We start from the raw sequence: 16,778 nt of genomic DNA, 5'->3' as shown, positions 1-16,778 counted from the left end.
GCGAGTTCTTTCGAGATACAGAGGTATGTTTTTAATTGTTTAGAACAAGGTGTCGTATAAGTTCAAATAAATTTGGCGCAAGCTTGAGGCGGCTCGGTTTTGAGATAAATAATTCTTTATATTCATATTGATTCATATTAAGGTTGATCTACGTTTTTAAGCATTTTCAATGAGATCAGTATGGGTAAAAAAGTCGTTACGGTTACAACGTCTGAGCTGGAAAGAGATTTGTTTAATGTGACTGGTGATAAGTTATTCGCTTCCAAGCAAGCTTCGCAATTTCAAATATTTTATGCAGGTTCAGTGATAGATTCTATTAAGTATAAGAGAGGGGTGATATCCAAAGATGATCTTTTACTTAATCAACATATAAGGTGGGAGCATAATAAGGCCCATAGTTATCGCTTGGCCAAAAACATCCTTAAAAAAACAGGGCAATGTCGTCCTAAGAATGTAGCTGCTCATCATATTGTATCATGGAAAGACATTAGAGCTGCAAAGTCCAGAATGAGGCTATCAGCATTTCGAATCGATATAGATAGTGCGGAAAATGGTGTATTTTTACCAAGATGGAATAAACATGTGCCCCATTCGCAAATGGTTGAAGCTTATTCTCACTCCTGTATCCATACTTCATTTTACTATTTGAACGTTGAACATTTACTTGAAAATACGATTGCTCAGGATGCAGATAGAGAAGATATCGTTGAGGTTTTAGAGGATATTGGAGACGACTTGAAAATGGGCATGTTTCCAATAACCAGAAAAATAAGGGCGAATGAAATTGCAGTTTAAAAAACAAACTTTTACTAAGGTATTTGGTATTCAGCCAGATGTGGATAAATATTTATATCTAGAGCACACGAGCCTATTAGGTTTAGACGACGTGAATAATGAAGTTTTACCAATATTCGATGGAGCTTCAAAAATATCAACTTGGCAACCATTGACACTTGATTGGCTCCGGCATGATGATTCCGATGACTTAATAAAACCAATGATTGCTGCCTGGGGTAGCTGTACGTACGTAGTTCGCCATGATATTGCTAGCTTGTTCAAAGATACGCTCGGAGATTGTTGTGAATTCCTACCTGTAAATGTGGATAACTCCATTTGGTATGCACTTAATGTGACTTCTAAATTGGATGCATTACATACTGAACTGTGCGAGATAAACTACAAGCCAAATGGCAGAGTTCATAGAACTAGACCATATAAGCGTTTTGTTATTGATCGTGCTAAAGTTTCAACCCCGAGGCTCTTCAAATTAAGTGGTTCTCCAATAAGCATCTATACTTCAAATACCGACAATAGCTTTTTAAATCTAGTGACTAAAAACGAGTTTACCGGGGTTAGTTTTTATGAAGTAGAGAGTGTTTAACTTCAGGAATAAAAAAACGCCGCATAATGCGACGTTTTTTCTAAACAAATGAGAGGCTTATGCAGCGTCTTCTTGGTCGCTATCTTCTTCAACAGCTTCAAGCTTCTTTGCTTTTTTTGGTGCAGGTTTACGTTTTGCACCAAGAGCGTAAAGCACTTCTTCTTTGTTTTGCGCAAGGAACATTGCAAGATCTTCTTGCTTACCTTCGTCTTCTAGAAGTTCACTTTTACCCAGCAGTGAGAATAACTCGTCTGCCATATCCAGCATTTTGTCGTATGCGTCAGCTTCCGCTTTAGAGGTAAAAGTCATTTTCTCTTCTCCATTGCGTTCTACCACGTACTTGACGATTACAGCCATGGTTGGTCCCCTAATTTGGTGTATTGATACTGGCTTTTTATACAGTTTTTGACCAATCAAGTCTAGCGACAAGCCTCAGAATGAGAGACACGTACAACTAACTGACTAGCATTTAAACTATCTTGGTTTCACTTTGCGGATTTGTCCGCCAAAGGAAGGTTTGTTGGTCGCTCCCAATCTTGGCAAAATTCGATAAACGTTCTGAGCAATGGGCTTTGATATTTCTCTTTATGAACCAGTAACCAGAAGCGACGTTTCATATCTAAAGGCATGTCGAGCAGTTTTACGCGGCCGTCACGAATAGCAGGTTCTGCAGACAAACGTGACAAACAGCCCAAGCCTAACCCTGCCGATACTGAGTTGATCAACGCTTCGGTGGTATTGAGCTGAAAAGCTTCATGCCAATGTTCCAAGCGCGGCGCGACAACGCGCATAAAAAATTCGCGTGAACCAGATCCTGCCTCTCGCAATATCCATTCACTGTTTTCTAGCTCGGTTAAGTTTACTGGCCCTTCGTGCGCGGCTGGGGAATTGGGCGCGCAAATCACGCACATTTCATCTTCGCTAAACTGGGTAGACTGCAATTCAGGGTGAAGTGTTTTGCCTTCAATGAGGGCTATGTCTAACTCGTAATCGGTCAGCATGTCGCAGATTTGTGCGGAGTTAGAAATGAACAGACTTTGAGAACGATGGTTCGTTTGCTGACGAAATTCGCTAAGCAAATAGGGCGCGACTTGGTTGCCAATGGTGTCGCTGGCACCAATGCGAAGTTGGCCCGATAGCGCTTGGTCACCATCGAAAATGCTCTCGATGTCCTTGGCTCGGTTGAGTAATTCATCCGCCAGTGGCAGTAGTTTTTGACCTTCTTGGTTCAAAATCAGTCGGTTATTAACACGATCAAATAAGTGATGGCCGATCTGCTTTTCTAATTCTGAGAGTGCCATGCTCACTGCGGCTTTCGATAAAAAGAGACTATCAGAAGCCGCTGTGAGCGTTTTGTGCTGCGTGATCGTCGTAAACACTTTCAGTTGTTTAAGAGAAATGTGACTTGCCATACCCCACCGTTAAGTAATTCTGAACGTTTGTTTTAAATAATTAGATATATCGGAACGAAGTGCAAGCGTATTATACGTCCCATCAAGAGTGAGTCTGGTTGAGGTCATCATGATTCAAAGAACAAAAGCAAAAGTAATGGGAGCACCAACTCCAATGGCGGGTTTGGCTCTTGGTATTGCAAGCTTGGGCTGGAGTTGGGAGAACTTCGCCGAATTACATGGCTACGGACAGTGGATTAGTGCGGGTATCGCGAGCATATTGTTGGCTATATTGGCAACCAAGTTTTTGCTACATAATCATCTATTGAGACAAGATCTTGCTCATCCGGTTGTGGGCAGCGTGGTTCCGACATTTGCGATGGGCACTATGGTGGTATCGAACTCTCTCGGCCATTTTTACCCATTAGCTGGCGATGCGCTTTGGCTGATTGCGGTGGTTTTGCACATCGTATTCTTGGTGAGCTTTGTTTACCATCGCGCCAAAGATTTTGAATTGCACCACATGGTTCCTAGTTGGTTTGTACCGCCTGTGGGTATCATCGTTGCGGATGTGTCTTTCTCTGGCAACCCGATGTTAGCACCAGTGGCACAAGGTGCATTGATGTTTGGTATGGTGGCGTACGCGATTATGTTGCCGATGATGATTTACCGTTTCATGTTTACCCATGAAATTCCGGATGCAGCGAAACCAACAATGGCAATTATGGCGGCACCAGCAAGTCTATCATTGGCAGGGTACTTAACGGTCACTGCGACACCATCACCAGTGATCATCGCTATGCTATTTGGTATCGCGGTATTGATGACAGCCATCATTTACCTCGCATTCTTTAAATTGCTTAGACTGCCATTTAGCCCAGGCTATGCGGCGTTCACTTTCCCGATGGTGATCGGTGCGACGGCGCTGTTTAAAATGGCGAATTGGATGGAGTTGCAAGGATTGGCTGCGCACTATGTTCAACAAGTGCGAGGCTTAGCTAGTCTTGAGTTGATTGTGGCAACATTTGTTGTCTCTTATGTGGCCTTACAATACATCAACAACTTGTTGATTCAGCCACGCTTGATGCACGCTCATCACGCTTAAATAGCAGATAGGAAAAAGCCTCTTGGTCTTACAACCAAGAGGCTTTTTTATTTCAATCGGCGTCGATGTTGGACACTAGCCTTTTTTGTAAAATCGCGACATCTCATCCAGAGAATAACGAATGATATCGACAGGAATTTTCTGTTCTTTCTCGACTTTTAACTGGCGATTCAGTTGCTGAGAGTGCCCGCCAGGGTTGACCACAAGCATCAGTTCTTTGCCGACCAATGCATAGTTGTAGTAGCTGCCTGCAATATACCAATCGCGAGAGGCAGAGCTATCAAACAAGTTATGACCAACGCTGTATGAACTCGTTGTGCCTTGAACGTCAAACAGCGTATTCATCATGGTTGGCACGACGTCAAAATGGGTCGTGCGGTAATCAACTTGCTCTGGCTGACGATTTGGCATGTACACGTAAAGAGGCACATGTACTTGAACGTCACTGTAGTTACCCGTGTGGCCCCAATAGTTCATCTTATGGTCGTTAAACTCTTCACCATGATCTGATGAAATCACCACAATGGTGTTGTCTAAGTCGACATTTTTCAGCACATCACCAATCAAGCTGTCGATGTAGTACAACGAGTTCTTGTATCGATTGTGGTAAAGCGAAGCGTCAAAATCGTTGTTGAGCAAAATGTGGTCAACGCGTTCCCAGTATGGTTTGAATTTCGCAAATTCAGGTTCAGGAAACACCGTACCGTGGGCGGCATCGTAGAACAGAAAACCAAAGTACGGCTTGTCGCTGTCCTGCTTTTGGAACTCGATGAACTTGTCTGTTATCTGCTGATCGCGCTCGACAGCTGTTTCTCCAGTTTGTTTCAGGGTCAAGTCCGACACTTTTTTGAATACCGTGCGAGAAAGTGGCGGGCTGGTGAGCGGTGCCGAGCCAAAAATGCCCATGCGGTAGCCTTCTGCTTGCAGCGTATCCATAAAAACAGGAGAGCGTTGACTTGCGTAAAAGCTTTCCCAGTAGGTCGCTGGCAAGCTGTAAAACAGGCTGAAAATACCCGCTTGAGTTGAGTTGCCGCCGCTCATATGTTGTGTGAAATTCACTGTTTTTTCGGCGAACTTGCTGACATTTGGCATGACTTCCGGCGTCGCATCACTGTAGCGCCACGCATCAACCAAGATAAACAAGACATTGGGTTGTTTCTCTTTGCTTTGCACTTGAATCGGCGCAAGCGGATAGTTGAGTGAGCTACGTTCAATGTTGGTTAACTCTACGCGGTTCTTCGATGCAATGTTCTCATCCACTAGGTCGTGTTTGTAAATAAATTTACGAGCCGTCAGCGGGTAGTAAAGTGGCCAGTTATTCGAAAACTGACTGACTTCATCGTCGTAAAGTGCGTTTTTGTACGCATGAATCATCTGCGTGCTAAGCAATACAGCAAACCAAACGCTGATCAAAACGAACTTAGCTCGGCTTTGTGCCAGTTTATTACTTACCCAAACGGTACAGGCGAGCCCGATCACCAGAACGGCAACTTCACTGACGAAGATAAGCCAACTCATCCAAGAAATATCGAAGACATCACCGCCACCTTCGAAAAACATACGGATTAATAGGGCGTTGATGTGAAGTTTGTATTGCTGAAAAACGAGGATATCGACTTTAAACATGATCAATAGACAGATCGCGATAGCGATCACGATACCTTTGAATGCTCGAGTCGGTAGAAAAGAGAGCAATAAACTCAACAACATAAATGGAAGAGCGATCAAGCCCAGCCAGCCATATTGAGTCGAAACCAAATAGTAACCTTGCAACAAGGTTAGCGGTTCATTCTGATTGTTAGACAACACAAAAGGATAACAAGCGATCGACAGGTACACTGCAAAGCAAGCAAAAAAAGCAATCAGCCAAGCGCTGTTGGAAGACAGTTTGCGAAACATACTTTTTGTTTGTTTATAAATTATGGGTAGAGGGAGTATAAAACAGTGTTTTTTATTATGGAATAGTTGCGACGAATGTCACATTTTGTATGGAAATGTCAGACTTGATTGACATGTGAAAATTCAGAAGATTCATACTCTATTTGAGTGATATATAACCTTTTGTTTTTTCCGAACGCGAGATCACTGCGGGTTTAAATGGGGCTGTGCTAAGCTAGCTAACAGTTTCAATCGGCGCTCGGTATTCCCAATTTGTTTACTGTTTATCACTCCAACCAAGTTGACGTTCTTAAATCACTCCTTGTCGAACTGATTCGAATCAGTCCGCTGGAAAACCCGTTCGAAAAAGAACAAATTCTGGTTCAAAGTCCAGGCATGTCCCAGTGGCTAAAAATGGAATTGGCCAAAGAGTTTGGTGTTGCCGCGAACATTGATTTTCCGCTCCCTGCGACTTTCATTTGGGAAATGTTTACGCAGGTATTGCCAGACGTGCCAAAACGCAGTGCGTTTAACAAAGAAGCGATGACGTGGAAGTTGATGCATTTGCTTCCGGGGCTTCTCAACCAAGAGGTGTTTTCGCCGTTAGCGCAGTACCTCAAAGATGACATTGACCACTCTAAGCTGTATCAGCTGGCTGAGAAAATTGCCGATATTTTCGATGGTTACTTGGTGTATCGTCCGGAATGGATCGCAAGTTGGGAAGCTGGGCAGAGTGTGCCAGAGCTGGAAGATGAGCATCCGTGGCAGCCGATCTTATGGCAAGCGTTGTATGATCACACTGTGTCATTAGGACAGTCTCCATATCACCGTGCCAACCTTTATGAGCACTTTATCGACACGTTAGAGAGTTTTAACGGCAATTTTGACCATTTACCCAAGCGTTTGTTTGTTTTTGGCATTTCTTCGTTGCCGCCTCGCTATATGGATGCGCTAAAAGCAATTGGTGAACACATCGACGTGCATCTGATGTTCACCAACCCGTGTCGTTATTACTGGGGTGAAGTTCGAGATCGCAAATATCTGGCTCGTTTGGCGGCGAAACATCGTCAGCACGTTGTGTGGCAGGACGATCACTCGGAAGTGCAAGGTGAAACTGAGCAACTGAAAGGATCACTGGAAGATAATGTGATCGATGAGCTGCACACCGATGTGGTCGGAAACAGTCTGTTGGCATCCATGGGTAAACTCGGGCGCGACAATATGTATCTGTTGTCTCAGCTGGAATCTCATGAAATTGAAGCCTTTGTTGATGTTGAGCGCGACAGTCTGCTCCATCAATTGCAAGCGGATATTCTCAATCTTGAAGAACATCAAGATGACCAACAGATTGAAAACAGTCATCACAAACAAGTGGTTAGCTTGGGTGATAAATCACTGAGCCTACACGCTTGTCACAGCCCGATGCGTGAAGTGGAAGTGCTGCATGATCAACTGTTGGCGATGTTCGATGCTGACCCAACGTTAAAACCGCGCGATATTATCGTGATGGTCGCGGACATCAACGCTTACAGCCCTGCGATTCAGGCGGTCTTTGGTAACGCGCCGGGTGAGCGTTTTATTCCATATTCGATTTCTGACCGAACCGCCGATCAAGAGAGCCCAATTCTGGCCGCATTTATGCAGTTGGTGAACTTACCCAATACGCGCTGTTTGGCATCAGAACTACTCGAACTTCTGGAAACTCCGGCGATATTAAAGCGTTTTGAACTCAGCGAAGGTGATTTCTTACAAGCTAAACAATGGGTTGAGGAATCGGGAATTCGCTGGGGATTGGACGCCAATACCGGACGCGAATTTGAACTGCCGGAAACCCGTCAAAACACATGGCAATTTGGTATTCAACGCATGTTGCTTGGCTACGCGATGCCAGAATCCGCAGGTTTGTTTGAAACCGAGCAAGGCAGTTTGTCTCCGTACAACGAAGTGCAAGGCATGGGCGCAGAGCTGGCGGGCAAGTTGGCACACTTTATCCAACAAATTAGCACTTATCGAAGCAAACTTTCTCATGTTCAAACTATCGATGGTTGGCGAGAGACTTTGGTTTCACTGCTGGATGACTTCTTCTCAGTTGAGTTAGAAGGCGAAATGGCGCTCAAATCCATTCGCGATACGCTCAGCCAACTCAAAGAGCAGTTAGCTGATGCCGCATTTGATGATGCTTTATCGCCGTCGATCATCAGCCAATACCTTCAAAATAAATTATCTGGCACACGAGTCAGCCAGCGCTTCCTTGCTGGTCAAGTGAACTTTTGTACCCTGATGCCGATGCGCTCTATTCCGTTTAGAACCGTATGTCTACTGGGGATGAATGACGGCGTGTACCCGCGTTCTATGCCGCCAGAAGGCTTTGACTTGATGACAGGAAGAACCAAACCGGGCGACCGTTCGCGCCGAGATGATGACCGTTACCTATTCCTCGAAGCCATGTTGTCTGCACAGCAAACGCTCTACATCAGTTATGTTGGCCGTTCAATCCAAGACAACACCGAGCGAGTGCCTTCGGTTCTGGTTTCTGAGCTGATGGAATACTGTCACCAAAACTATTGTTTAAGTGGTGATGAAGCGTTGCCCGTTGATGAGTCTGGCGACAACTTATTAAATGCGTTGGTGAATACCCACGCCATGGTGCCGTTTAGCCCAAGTGCGTTCCAAGGCATGCATGCTAGCTACGCGAAAGAGTGGATTCCAGCGGCATTGACTCAAAGCAGTCAATCGCAAGGCTATGTCCGTCGTGATTTTAATCGGGCATTAGACGACTATCTGTTGGGAGCGACGTTCCCGCTTGAGCTCGACTTAGTCGAGTTGCAACGTTTCTGGCGTTTACCAGTGCAGTATTTTTTCAATCGTCGTTTAAAAGTAATCTTTGAACCGCCACTACCGGTGATGGAAGACGACGAACCCTTTGTTTTAGGTGGTTTGGAAAGCTATCAAATGCGTGATGAGCTGTTAGAAACCTTGCTTGAAGCGACATTGATGCAGCCAGAGAAAAAAACAGAGGTGCTTAAACACTTTATGAGTCAACAGCGCGCGCAAGGCAAACTGCCGGTGGGGGCGTTTGGTGATATCGAATTTGAAACCAACCGAGTTCAGGCGGAAGAGCTGGTGGATAAACTGGCGTTTTTATCTGGTGCGCCTCAAGACGATTTGGAAATCGACCTGACGTTTGATTCCTTGTTTGAGCGAAATGAAGGCGAAGAGAAAAACGTTCGCCTAACAGGTTGGCTAACTCAATGCTACCAATCCGGTTTGATTCGCTATCGAAGCGGTAAGATTCGATCGCAGGATTACCTTGCAGCGTGGATCGATCACCTTGCCATGTCGGCGTCGGGTCATGCTAAGAAAACTCACATCATTGGTTACGATCGTAAAGAAGGCGCGCTGCATTTGATCTACCCAGAAATTGCCGATGCGCAGTATGCCAAACAGCTACTGACTGAATTAGTTCGCTTATTTTTCGAAGGCATGACTAAGCCTTTGCCTTATTTCCCGAAAACGGCGTTGGCTTGTGTTGAAGCGGGCTTTAGCCGCGGTCAGTGGGTCGATGACGAAGAGAAATCTTTGAAGAAAATGGCTGACGCATTCAATGATGGCTTCATGAGCCCGGGCGAAGGCAGTAATGCGTACATCTCTCGAATTTGGCCTGCTTGGAATGATGAGTTGGCCTCAGAAGTTCGTTTGCTGACAGCATTAGTACTGCAAGGTGCGCGCTTAGCGGTTCAAGACGCTGATGATGTAAAAGCGTAATAAAGACAGCTGGATAAAGAGAAGGAAGAGTAGGGTGGCCGCCAGAAAATCATTATTTTTTGTAGGGCGTTCGCTGTACGGCCACAAGGTCAGAGGGACCATGATACTTTTGTTTAATTCATTTGAGTTGTGCCGCCAAAAAGGTTTGGCTTATCTCGTGGGGCGCATACTAACGGTACGTCTTATGGATAACCGTGAGAAAGATCTCACAAAGCTCTAAATTATCCAACTTGTTAAACATATTAATAGAATTTTTAACTATAGATCACATTTATTAGGTGATACGTCCTAGTAAATAATCCGGAGAGATTCAGCGTTATGGATCAAATGTCAGGTGCAGAGTGTCCTCTACATACGTTAGACCGCACAGAGCAACCTCAACCAACGCCACTAGAACCGATGACGTTTCCTCTGCACGGTGCGAGGTTAATCGAGGCATCAGCAGGTACAGGTAAAACCTTCACTATTGCAGGTTTATATCTGCGTCTTTTGCTTGGTCATGGCAGCGCGGAAACTCGACATCGCGTACCGCTTACGGTCGACCAAATTCTGGTTGTAACCTTTACCGAAGCGGCAACTGCGGAATTACGCGATCGTATCAGGGCAAGAATCCATGATGCGCGAATCGCGTTTGCGCGTGGACAGAGTTCCGACCCGGTGATCCAACCTTTGCTTAATGAGTTTGACGATCACAAGCAAGCCGCAGAAATTTTATTGCAGGCAGAGCGTCAGATGGACGAGGCGGCGGTCTACACCATTCACGGTTTTTGCCAACGTATGCTAACGCAAAATGCGTTTGAATCTGGCAGCCGATTTAATAACGAGTTTGTGACCGATGAAAGTCACCTAAAAGCGCAAGTTGTAGCCGATTACTGGCGCCGCAATTTCTACCCGTTGCCATTTACCTTGGCTGGAGAAATTCGCCAGCTATGGGGCTCTCCATCTGCGTTATTGTCTGACATCAGCAATTACTTAACTGGTGCGCCGTTAAGCCTTTCTGTTCCGGCAATGAAAGGCAGTTTGGCTGATCTTCATACTGAAAATTTGAAAAAAATTGATGAATTAAAAGCACAGTGGCGAGAAAGCCAAGATGACTTCTTAACGCTAATTTCAGGTTCAGATATTAACAAACGCAGCTACACCAAAAAGTCTCTGCCGACGTGGTTGGAGGCGGTAAACGCTTGGGCGGCAACGGAAACTACAGGTTACGATTATCCAGACAAGCTGGAGAAATTCGCGCAAAACGTCTTGTTGGAAAAAACACCGAAAGGCAGTGCGCCGCAGCATGCGGTATTTGAAGCCATTGAAACATTTCTTACCAACCCAATCAGCTTAAAAGCGCCACTGCTTGCTCATGCAATTGAACATTGTCGTGTGATGCTGGCTAACGCGAAAAATCAAAAACAGTGGCTCTCTTTTGATGATTTGCTGACGCAACTTTCTGCTTCTATCGATACGGACGAAAGCGAGCTTTTGGCTGAGCGTATTCGTACTTTGTATCCTGTCGCAATGATTGACGAGTTCCAAGATACCGACCCGCTTCAATACAGTATTTTCAGCCGTATTTATCTGAACAACCCAGAATGTGGTTTGTTTATGATCGGTGACCCCAAGCAGGCGATTTATGGCTTTCGTGGCGCAGACATTTTCACTTACATCAAAGCGCGTAACCAAGTAAGTGCCCACTACACGTTAGGAACCAACTGGCGTTCTAGCGCAGATATGGTGCAGGCGGTAAACCAAGTATTTGCTTTGCCAGACAGTCCATTTATCTATGATTCGGACATCCCGTTCTTACCCGTTAAGTACAGTCCCAATGCCGAAAAACGCATTTGGACTATCGGTGGCCAAAAGCAACCCGCGCTGACTTATTGGTTGCAAGAAGCGGACGATAAACCGCTACCAAAAGGCGAGTATTTGACTCGGATGGCGGAGGCGACCGCAAGCCAAATCCAAACCATTTTGACGCAGGCTCAACAGGGGCAAGCGTGTCTGGTGAATGGCGAAAAACAGAAAGCGGTTCAAGCGGGCGATATCGCGGTGTTGGTTCGAACAGGTAGTGAAGGTCGAATGATCAAACAAGCGCTGGCTGAACAAGGCATTGCCAGCGTGTACCTGTCTAACCGAGACAGTGTGTTTACCAGTTCAGTGGCGCAGGATCTACAGCGTTTGCTGCAAGCGGTGCTGACTCCAGAAAATGACCGTGCGCTGCGTGCAAGTCTTGCTTCTGAGCTGTTTGCCCTCGACGCAGCAAGTTTGGATGCACTTAATAACGATGAAGTGGTGTGGGAAAACGCCGTAAACGAATTCAAAGAATATCGCAAACTTTGGATTCAACGTGGTGTGCTGCCGATGTTGCGCGCGGTGATCAGCAAACGCCATATTGCCGAGCGATTACTAGAAGAAGGTGCGAGTTCACAGGGTGAAAATGGTGAGCGAGTACTTACCGATTTAATGCACATTGGTGAACTGCTTCAACACGCCAGTAATGAACTGGATAGCGACCACGGTCTGCTGCGTTGGCTCGCTCAGTCTATCAGTGATGCGGAAAACGGTTTGGGTGGCAGTGATGACCAAATCCAACGTTTAGAATCGGAACGTAACTTAGTGCAGATCGTAACTATTCACAAATCAAAAGGCTTGGAGTATGACCTCGTATTTCTGCCGTTTGTGTTCAGCTATCGAGAAGCCAGTGAAGCCAAATATTACGATGCAGCCAATGACCGCACGGTACTGGATATCACTGGCAACGATGCGTCCATGAAGCAAGCGGACAAAGAGCGTTTGGCGGAAGACTTACGCTTGATATACGTGGCACTAACGCGTGCTGTGTATGCGTGTTTTATTGGAGCCTCGCCTTTGCGCAATGGTCGTTCGACCAAAGAGCCAACTGGCGTACACCGCAGTGCGATTGGCTATTTGATTCAGAATGGTCAAGAAGGTGGCATCAACGATTTGCACCAAGGTTTAACAAAGCAACAAGACGAGCTTGATTGTGTCGTCGTGGCCGATCCGCCGCAGAAACTCGAAGAGAAGTACGTAGCGCCACAAGAAGAAGTACACGATCTTAGTGCGAAAGAACTGCAAAACCCTATCGACAGAAACTGGCGCATCACCAGTTACTCTGGCTTGGTCAAGCAAGGCTCTCATCACGCCGAGCATGATGCCACGATTGAGATTACGGGTTTCGATATCGACTCATCTGAAGAACAAGATGAAGCGGATTTGGTGGAGCCAGAGCGTTCTATTTTTACCTTCCCTCGTGGTGCGCGTCCGGGTACGTTCCTGCACAGCCTGTTTGAGGAAATTGAATTTACTCAGCCAGCCACGACGGAAGAGAATACACAAATCATCCTTGGCTTGATGGAAAGCGAACAGCTCGATGAAGAGTGGTTGCCCATTTTACAGCAATTGATTGATACCGTACTCGCAACGCCGTTGGATGGTAAGTCTTTGCTGCTGAATCAAAAAGCACCGTCGCAACGTTTGGTGGAGATGGAATTTTTGCTGCCGATTGAAGTTTTGTCTGCACCGGCGTTAAACCGAGTCATTCAACGTCACGATCCGTTGTCGGCGAAAGCGGGGGATTTAGGTTTCCAAACCGTGCAAGGCATGCTCAAAGGTTTTATCGACTTGGTGTTTGAACATCAAGGTAAATACTACGTGCTTGACTGGAAATCGAATCATCTTGGCGACGATGTGACGAGCTACCATGGTGAGGCTCTGAAATCGGCCATGGCGGATCACCGCTACGATTTGCAGTACCAGATTTATGCGTTAGCACTGCATCGTTTCCTACACAGCCGATTGGCGAATTATCAATATGAGCAGCACTTCGGTGGTGTGTATTACTTGTTCTTGCGCGGTATGGATGGGCAGAGTGACCACGGCATTTTTGCCGCGAAACCAACTTTCGAGTTCTTACAAGAGATGGATCGTTTGATTGATGGTCAAGCACTTGAAACGCGCTCAACTCAAGCTGGGCAGATGGAGCTACTTTAATGATGACAAATCACAATCTTCATTCTGACCAAGATAGCCTATTGGTAGTGTTGGAACGCTTGGCGCACAAAGGTGCTATTCGTCAGCTCGACTACCAATTCGCCTGTTTTATTGATTCTCAAACGCATGATGAACAGTCGGACAGTCAAGCATTGGCGTTTATCGCTGGTGTTGTCAGTAGTGAGCTTGGCAAAGGACATATCTGTCTGTCTCTGTTCGATGCACAAGGGCAATCTACGGATTTAGCCAGTAAGCTAGGGCTGTTTGGTGAGTCGGCATTGGCGCTTAATACACAGTTGCAAGGCATAGACTGGATTCATGTATTACAAAATTCCAGCGTGGTCGGCGCGCAAGGAGAAGCCTTGCCTTTAATGTTCGATGGTGAGCGTCTGTATCTGCATCGCTATTGGCATTATGAAGTGACACTGGCGGAAAAGCTCAATCAGCTGGGCGCCGCAGTTAACTTGCAACCACAAGAGTTTGCGCGATTATCCGAGTTGCTCAACCATTTATTTGCACGCCAATACCATTTTCTGTTTAACGCGTTAGGCAAAGCAGTAGAAGCGGGAAGCAGCAACCAAGTGTTGCGTCAACAATTGGTGTGTGACCACCTTGATGTGGTCGCAAGCGAATCGTTGGATTGGCACGTCATTGATTCCGTGCTTAGCAATGCGCGCAAGGTTCAGGATTTACAAACACTGGATGAACTCGTGCCACTCTCGGCTTGCGTGAACTGGCAAAAAGTCGCGGCGGCAGTTGCGTTAACCCGTCGATTTGCTGTGATTTCTGGTGGCCCAGGTACGGGTAAAACGATGACAGTAACCAAGTTGCTTGCTGCTTTGATTGAACAGGCGACGCAAGAGAAAAATCTAACCATCAAGCTGGTGGCCCCGACGGGGAAAGCGGCGGCGCGATTAACCGAGTCCATTGGTAAAGCGGTGCAAGAGCTGCCAGTTTCTCCGGAGCTAAAAGCCAAAATTCCGACTGAATCAAGCACCTTGCATCGGTTGCTGGGCGCGATTCCTAATAGCGCAGAATTTCGTCACAACAAGCAAAATCCACTGCATTTGGATATTTTAGTTATCGACGAAGCGTCGATGGTCGATTTACCAATGATGTACAAAGTGGTTGATGCCTTACCGAAACATGCGCGGCTGATTTTGCTAGGTGATAAAGATCAACTTGCTTCAGTTGAAGCAGGGGCCGTGTTGGGTGATATCTGTTCGTTCCACGCATTGGGTTATGGAAAAGAGCAGGCGTCAGCCATTGCAAAACTGACGGGTTTCGATACTTTAGCCCATACGGGTAACAGTGCATCTAGCATTGCCGATAGTTTATGTATGCTGCAAAAGAGTTACCGATTTGACGCTCGCTCAGGCATTGGTCAGTTGGCAAAAGCGGTTAACTCAGGTTCTGCTGCGAGCGTAGATAACGTCTGGGCGCGTGACTTTTCTGACATCGAACATTTCGCGCTAAGTAGTCAACATTACAACCAACTGATGCAGACGTTGGTGCAGGAATACGGTCGTTACCTCAAACGCATTGGACAACAGGAGACTGATCCTAAAACCGGAGAGCCAGAGTCGCTAACGCACAAAGCCAAAGCGGTGTTAGATACCTTCAACCAATGCCGATTGCTGTGCGCGATCCGTGAAGGTGACTTCGGTGTGGCTGGGCTAAACCAACGCATCGAGAAAGCGCTCGCGGCGCGCAAGTTCATTCAAGTTCAGGATGAAATTTGGTATCACGGCAGACCCGTCATGGTTACGCGTAATGATCACGGTTTAGGTTTGTATAACGGTGATATTGGTATTTGCATGCGAGATGACACTGAAGAAGAACCGCGTTTGAAAGTCTTTTTTGAGTTACCTGACGGCAGTGTGAAATCGGTCTTACCGAGCCGAGTACCTGAACATGAAACGGCTTACGCCATGACCATCCATAAATCGCAAGGCAGTGAATTTGATTACACCCTGATGATTTTGCCACCAGACTTTAGCCCGATATTAACCCGTGAGTTGATTTACACAGGCATTACCCGCGCGAAAAAGCGTTTAGCTCTTTACGCCGAACTTAATGTTCTGAAGCGAGGCATTAAGGTGAAAACCACTCGTGCGAGTGGGTTAGTAAAGCGGCTTACGAATTAATTTTTACTTGTGATTGTGACATTTTCGAAGATGATTCTTTGTGGCGGGTCTTATATTTGCCATTTCGTTTTCATGCAAAATGGATTGTTATTGAGTAAGGCTCTTTCTTAGCGATATATTTCTCCTTTCTCATTCACATATCAAAGGCAGCTGAATATGGGATTGCTCGACTCGTCTTTTCTAACCTTCTTTATCGCCGGAGGAGGCACGTTTTTATGGTTCGTTATTATCGGAGCAATTTTTATATTTTTTATACCACTAAAGGTGAAGCGGTTTGCTTTTAATCCGAAACATTATTCAGAAGTAGAGTTAGCTTTAGTCTCGGGTTTTCACTTTGGTGCTTTAGTACATGGTGTAGGCTTAGTTGCGGCGGTCGCTTTACCAACTTTAGCGAGGAGAAGGGGCTTTGCTGATATTCATCAAGTTTGCTCCGGTCTATTCATCGGAATTTGCCGTATTTATATATGCGTTTTATTGCTTCTAGCTATGATCACTTTAGGCTCAATGGTGGTTTGGATGTCTATTACTTGAGAGCTGGAATAGAAGGTCGGTGAAGTTTGCAGTTATTAGAAGTTTTTTTTATTACATTTTTTGTTGCAGGTGCTTTGTTAGTTTTTTGGTACCTGATAGTAGGTATTTTGCTTATTGTTATCACGCCGCAAAAAGTAAAGCACTATGCGTATACTAGTGAGCACTATACAGATATTGAGCTTGCTTTAGTTTCTGGATTTCACTTTGGGGCCTTAATACATGGATTAGCTCTTGTTGCCGCAGTTGCATTTCCTAAGTTGGCCAAAAAAAGAAAGCTAACAGATATTCGTAGAGTTTGCCCAAAGTGGTTCATAAGTATTGGGCTAGTGTACTGGACTATTTTAATCTTTATCGTAGTCACTATTTTTGCATCTTTGTTAGCTATGATTTTGTTTTGAATTAATTACGTACGTAAAAGAAGACCGAGCTTATGGCTCGGTCTTCTTTTATGCATGTTTTGCAAACGCATTGGTAAAAGACACGCTGCGTATTTTGTATTGCGTAAGCGCCCCACAAAGCACACATTCAATTAGCCAGGCACCAGACTTATGATCTTATCTTCACTAATAAGGAGATAA

At 45.6% G+C, this 16,778-nt stretch carries 11 protein-coding genes; 8 read left to right on the top strand and 3 right to left on the bottom strand.

Annotation, left to right across the window (positions count from 1 at the left end; translation table 11 throughout):
- Positions 1-180: 180 nt before the first annotated feature.
- Together R7Z77_RS13520 and R7Z77_RS13515 are read left to right on the top strand one after the other, a co-directional pair.
- Positions 181-795, top strand: coding sequence for an AHH domain-containing protein (locus tag R7Z77_RS13520; RefSeq protein ID WP_033905557.1), 615 nt, complete (start codon positions 181-183; stop codon positions 793-795).
- Positions 785-1,381, top strand: coding sequence for a hypothetical protein (locus R7Z77_RS13515; protein ID WP_136976869.1), 597 nt, complete (start codon positions 785-787; stop codon positions 1,379-1,381). The genes R7Z77_RS13520 and R7Z77_RS13515 overlap by 11 nt, the downstream gene beginning before the upstream one ends.
- A gap of 57 nt (positions 1,382-1,438) precedes the next feature.
- On the opposite strand, the gene R7Z77_RS13510 is transcribed toward R7Z77_RS13515, so the two are convergent.
- Both R7Z77_RS13510 and R7Z77_RS13505 read right to left on the bottom strand, forming a co-directional pair.
- Positions 1,439-1,738 (bottom strand): YebG family protein, encoded by a 300-nt coding sequence (locus R7Z77_RS13510; protein WP_054700491.1) that lies wholly within the window; start codon positions 1,736-1,738, stop codon positions 1,439-1,441.
- Positions 1,739-1,866: 128 nt separating this feature from the next.
- A complete protein-coding gene (locus tag R7Z77_RS13505; RefSeq protein ID WP_005391712.1) occupies positions 1,867-2,793 on the bottom strand; it encodes a LysR substrate-binding domain-containing protein in 927 nt (308 codons plus the stop codon).
- Positions 2,794-2,902: 109 nt separating this feature from the next.
- Here R7Z77_RS13505 and R7Z77_RS13500 point away from each other — a divergent pair, with 109 nt between their 5' ends.
- The gene (locus tag R7Z77_RS13500) at positions 2,903-3,877 is read left to right on the top strand and encodes a TDT family transporter (RefSeq protein WP_005391714.1); all 975 of its coding nucleotides are present in this window, start codon (positions 2,903-2,905) and stop codon (positions 3,875-3,877) included.
- 75 nt (positions 3,878-3,952) lie between these two features.
- Here R7Z77_RS13500 and R7Z77_RS13495 read toward each other — a convergent pair whose 3' ends face one another.
- Positions 3,953-5,776, bottom strand: a complete 1,824-nt coding sequence (locus tag R7Z77_RS13495; RefSeq protein ID WP_213967758.1) for a DUF3413 domain-containing protein — start codon at positions 5,774-5,776, stop codon at positions 3,953-3,955.
- Between the two features lie 252 nt (positions 5,777-6,028).
- Here R7Z77_RS13495 and recC point away from each other — a divergent pair, with 252 nt between their 5' ends.
- The 5 genes from recC (at position 6,029) to R7Z77_RS13470 (ending at position 16,598) form a co-directional block, all read left to right on the top strand.
- Positions 6,029-9,520 carry an exodeoxyribonuclease V subunit gamma gene (gene recC, locus R7Z77_RS13490; RefSeq protein WP_213967759.1) on the top strand — a complete coding sequence of 1,164 codons (3,492 nt, stop codon included), beginning with the start codon at positions 6,029-6,031 and terminating at the stop codon, positions 9,518-9,520.
- Between the two features lie 399 nt (positions 9,521-9,919).
- A complete protein-coding gene (gene recB / locus R7Z77_RS13485) occupies positions 9,920-13,522 on the top strand; it encodes an exodeoxyribonuclease V subunit beta (protein WP_318136713.1) in 3,603 nt (1,200 codons plus the stop codon).
- Positions 13,522-15,669 carry an exodeoxyribonuclease V subunit alpha gene (gene recD, locus R7Z77_RS13480; protein WP_411913200.1) on the top strand — a complete coding sequence of 716 codons (2,148 nt, stop codon included), beginning with the start codon at positions 13,522-13,524 and terminating at the stop codon, positions 15,667-15,669. The genes recB and recD overlap by 1 nt, the downstream gene beginning before the upstream one ends.
- Before the next feature lie 156 nt (positions 15,670-15,825).
- On the top strand, positions 15,826-16,200 hold the full coding sequence (locus tag R7Z77_RS13475; RefSeq protein WP_213967760.1) for a hypothetical protein: 375 nt from the start codon (positions 15,826-15,828) through the stop codon (positions 16,198-16,200).
- A 26-nt stretch (positions 16,201-16,226) separates the two neighbouring features.
- Positions 16,227-16,598, top strand: a complete 372-nt coding sequence (locus tag R7Z77_RS13470; RefSeq protein ID WP_318136710.1) for a hypothetical protein — start codon at positions 16,227-16,229, stop codon at positions 16,596-16,598.
- The last annotated feature ends 180 nt before the right edge of the window (positions 16,599-16,778 follow it).

Source organism: Vibrio sp. 1401 (assembly GCF_033340295.1).
This window is presented reverse-complemented; position numbering and strand designations above follow the sequence as displayed.

Excerpts from the sequence above, each read along its gene's own strand:
- R7Z77_RS13520 (WP_033905557.1), top strand. The coding sequence starts at position 181 with ATGGGTAAAAAAGTCGTTACGGTTACAACGTCTGAGCTGGAAAGAGAT.
- recD (WP_411913200.1), top strand. The coding sequence starts at position 13,522 with ATGATGACAAATCACAATCTTCATTCTGACCAAGATAGCCTATTGGTA.
- R7Z77_RS13500 (WP_005391714.1), top strand. The coding sequence starts at position 2,903 with ATGATTCAAAGAACAAAAGCAAAAGTAATGGGAGCACCAACTCCAATG.
- recB (WP_318136713.1), top strand. The coding sequence starts at position 9,920 with ATGACGTTTCCTCTGCACGGTGCGAGGTTAATCGAGGCATCAGCAGGT.
- R7Z77_RS13475 (WP_213967760.1), top strand. The coding sequence starts at position 15,826 with ATGGGATTGCTCGACTCGTCTTTTCTAACCTTCTTTATCGCCGGAGGA.
- R7Z77_RS13495 (WP_213967758.1), bottom strand. The coding sequence starts at position 5,776 with ATGTTTCGCAAACTGTCTTCCAACAGCGCTTGGCTGATTGCTTTTTTT.
- R7Z77_RS13510 (WP_054700491.1), bottom strand. The coding sequence starts at position 1,738 with ATGGCTGTAATCGTCAAGTACGTGGTAGAACGCAATGGAGAAGAGAAA.
- R7Z77_RS13505 (WP_005391712.1), bottom strand. The coding sequence starts at position 2,793 with ATGGCAAGTCACATTTCTCTTAAACAACTGAAAGTGTTTACGACGATC.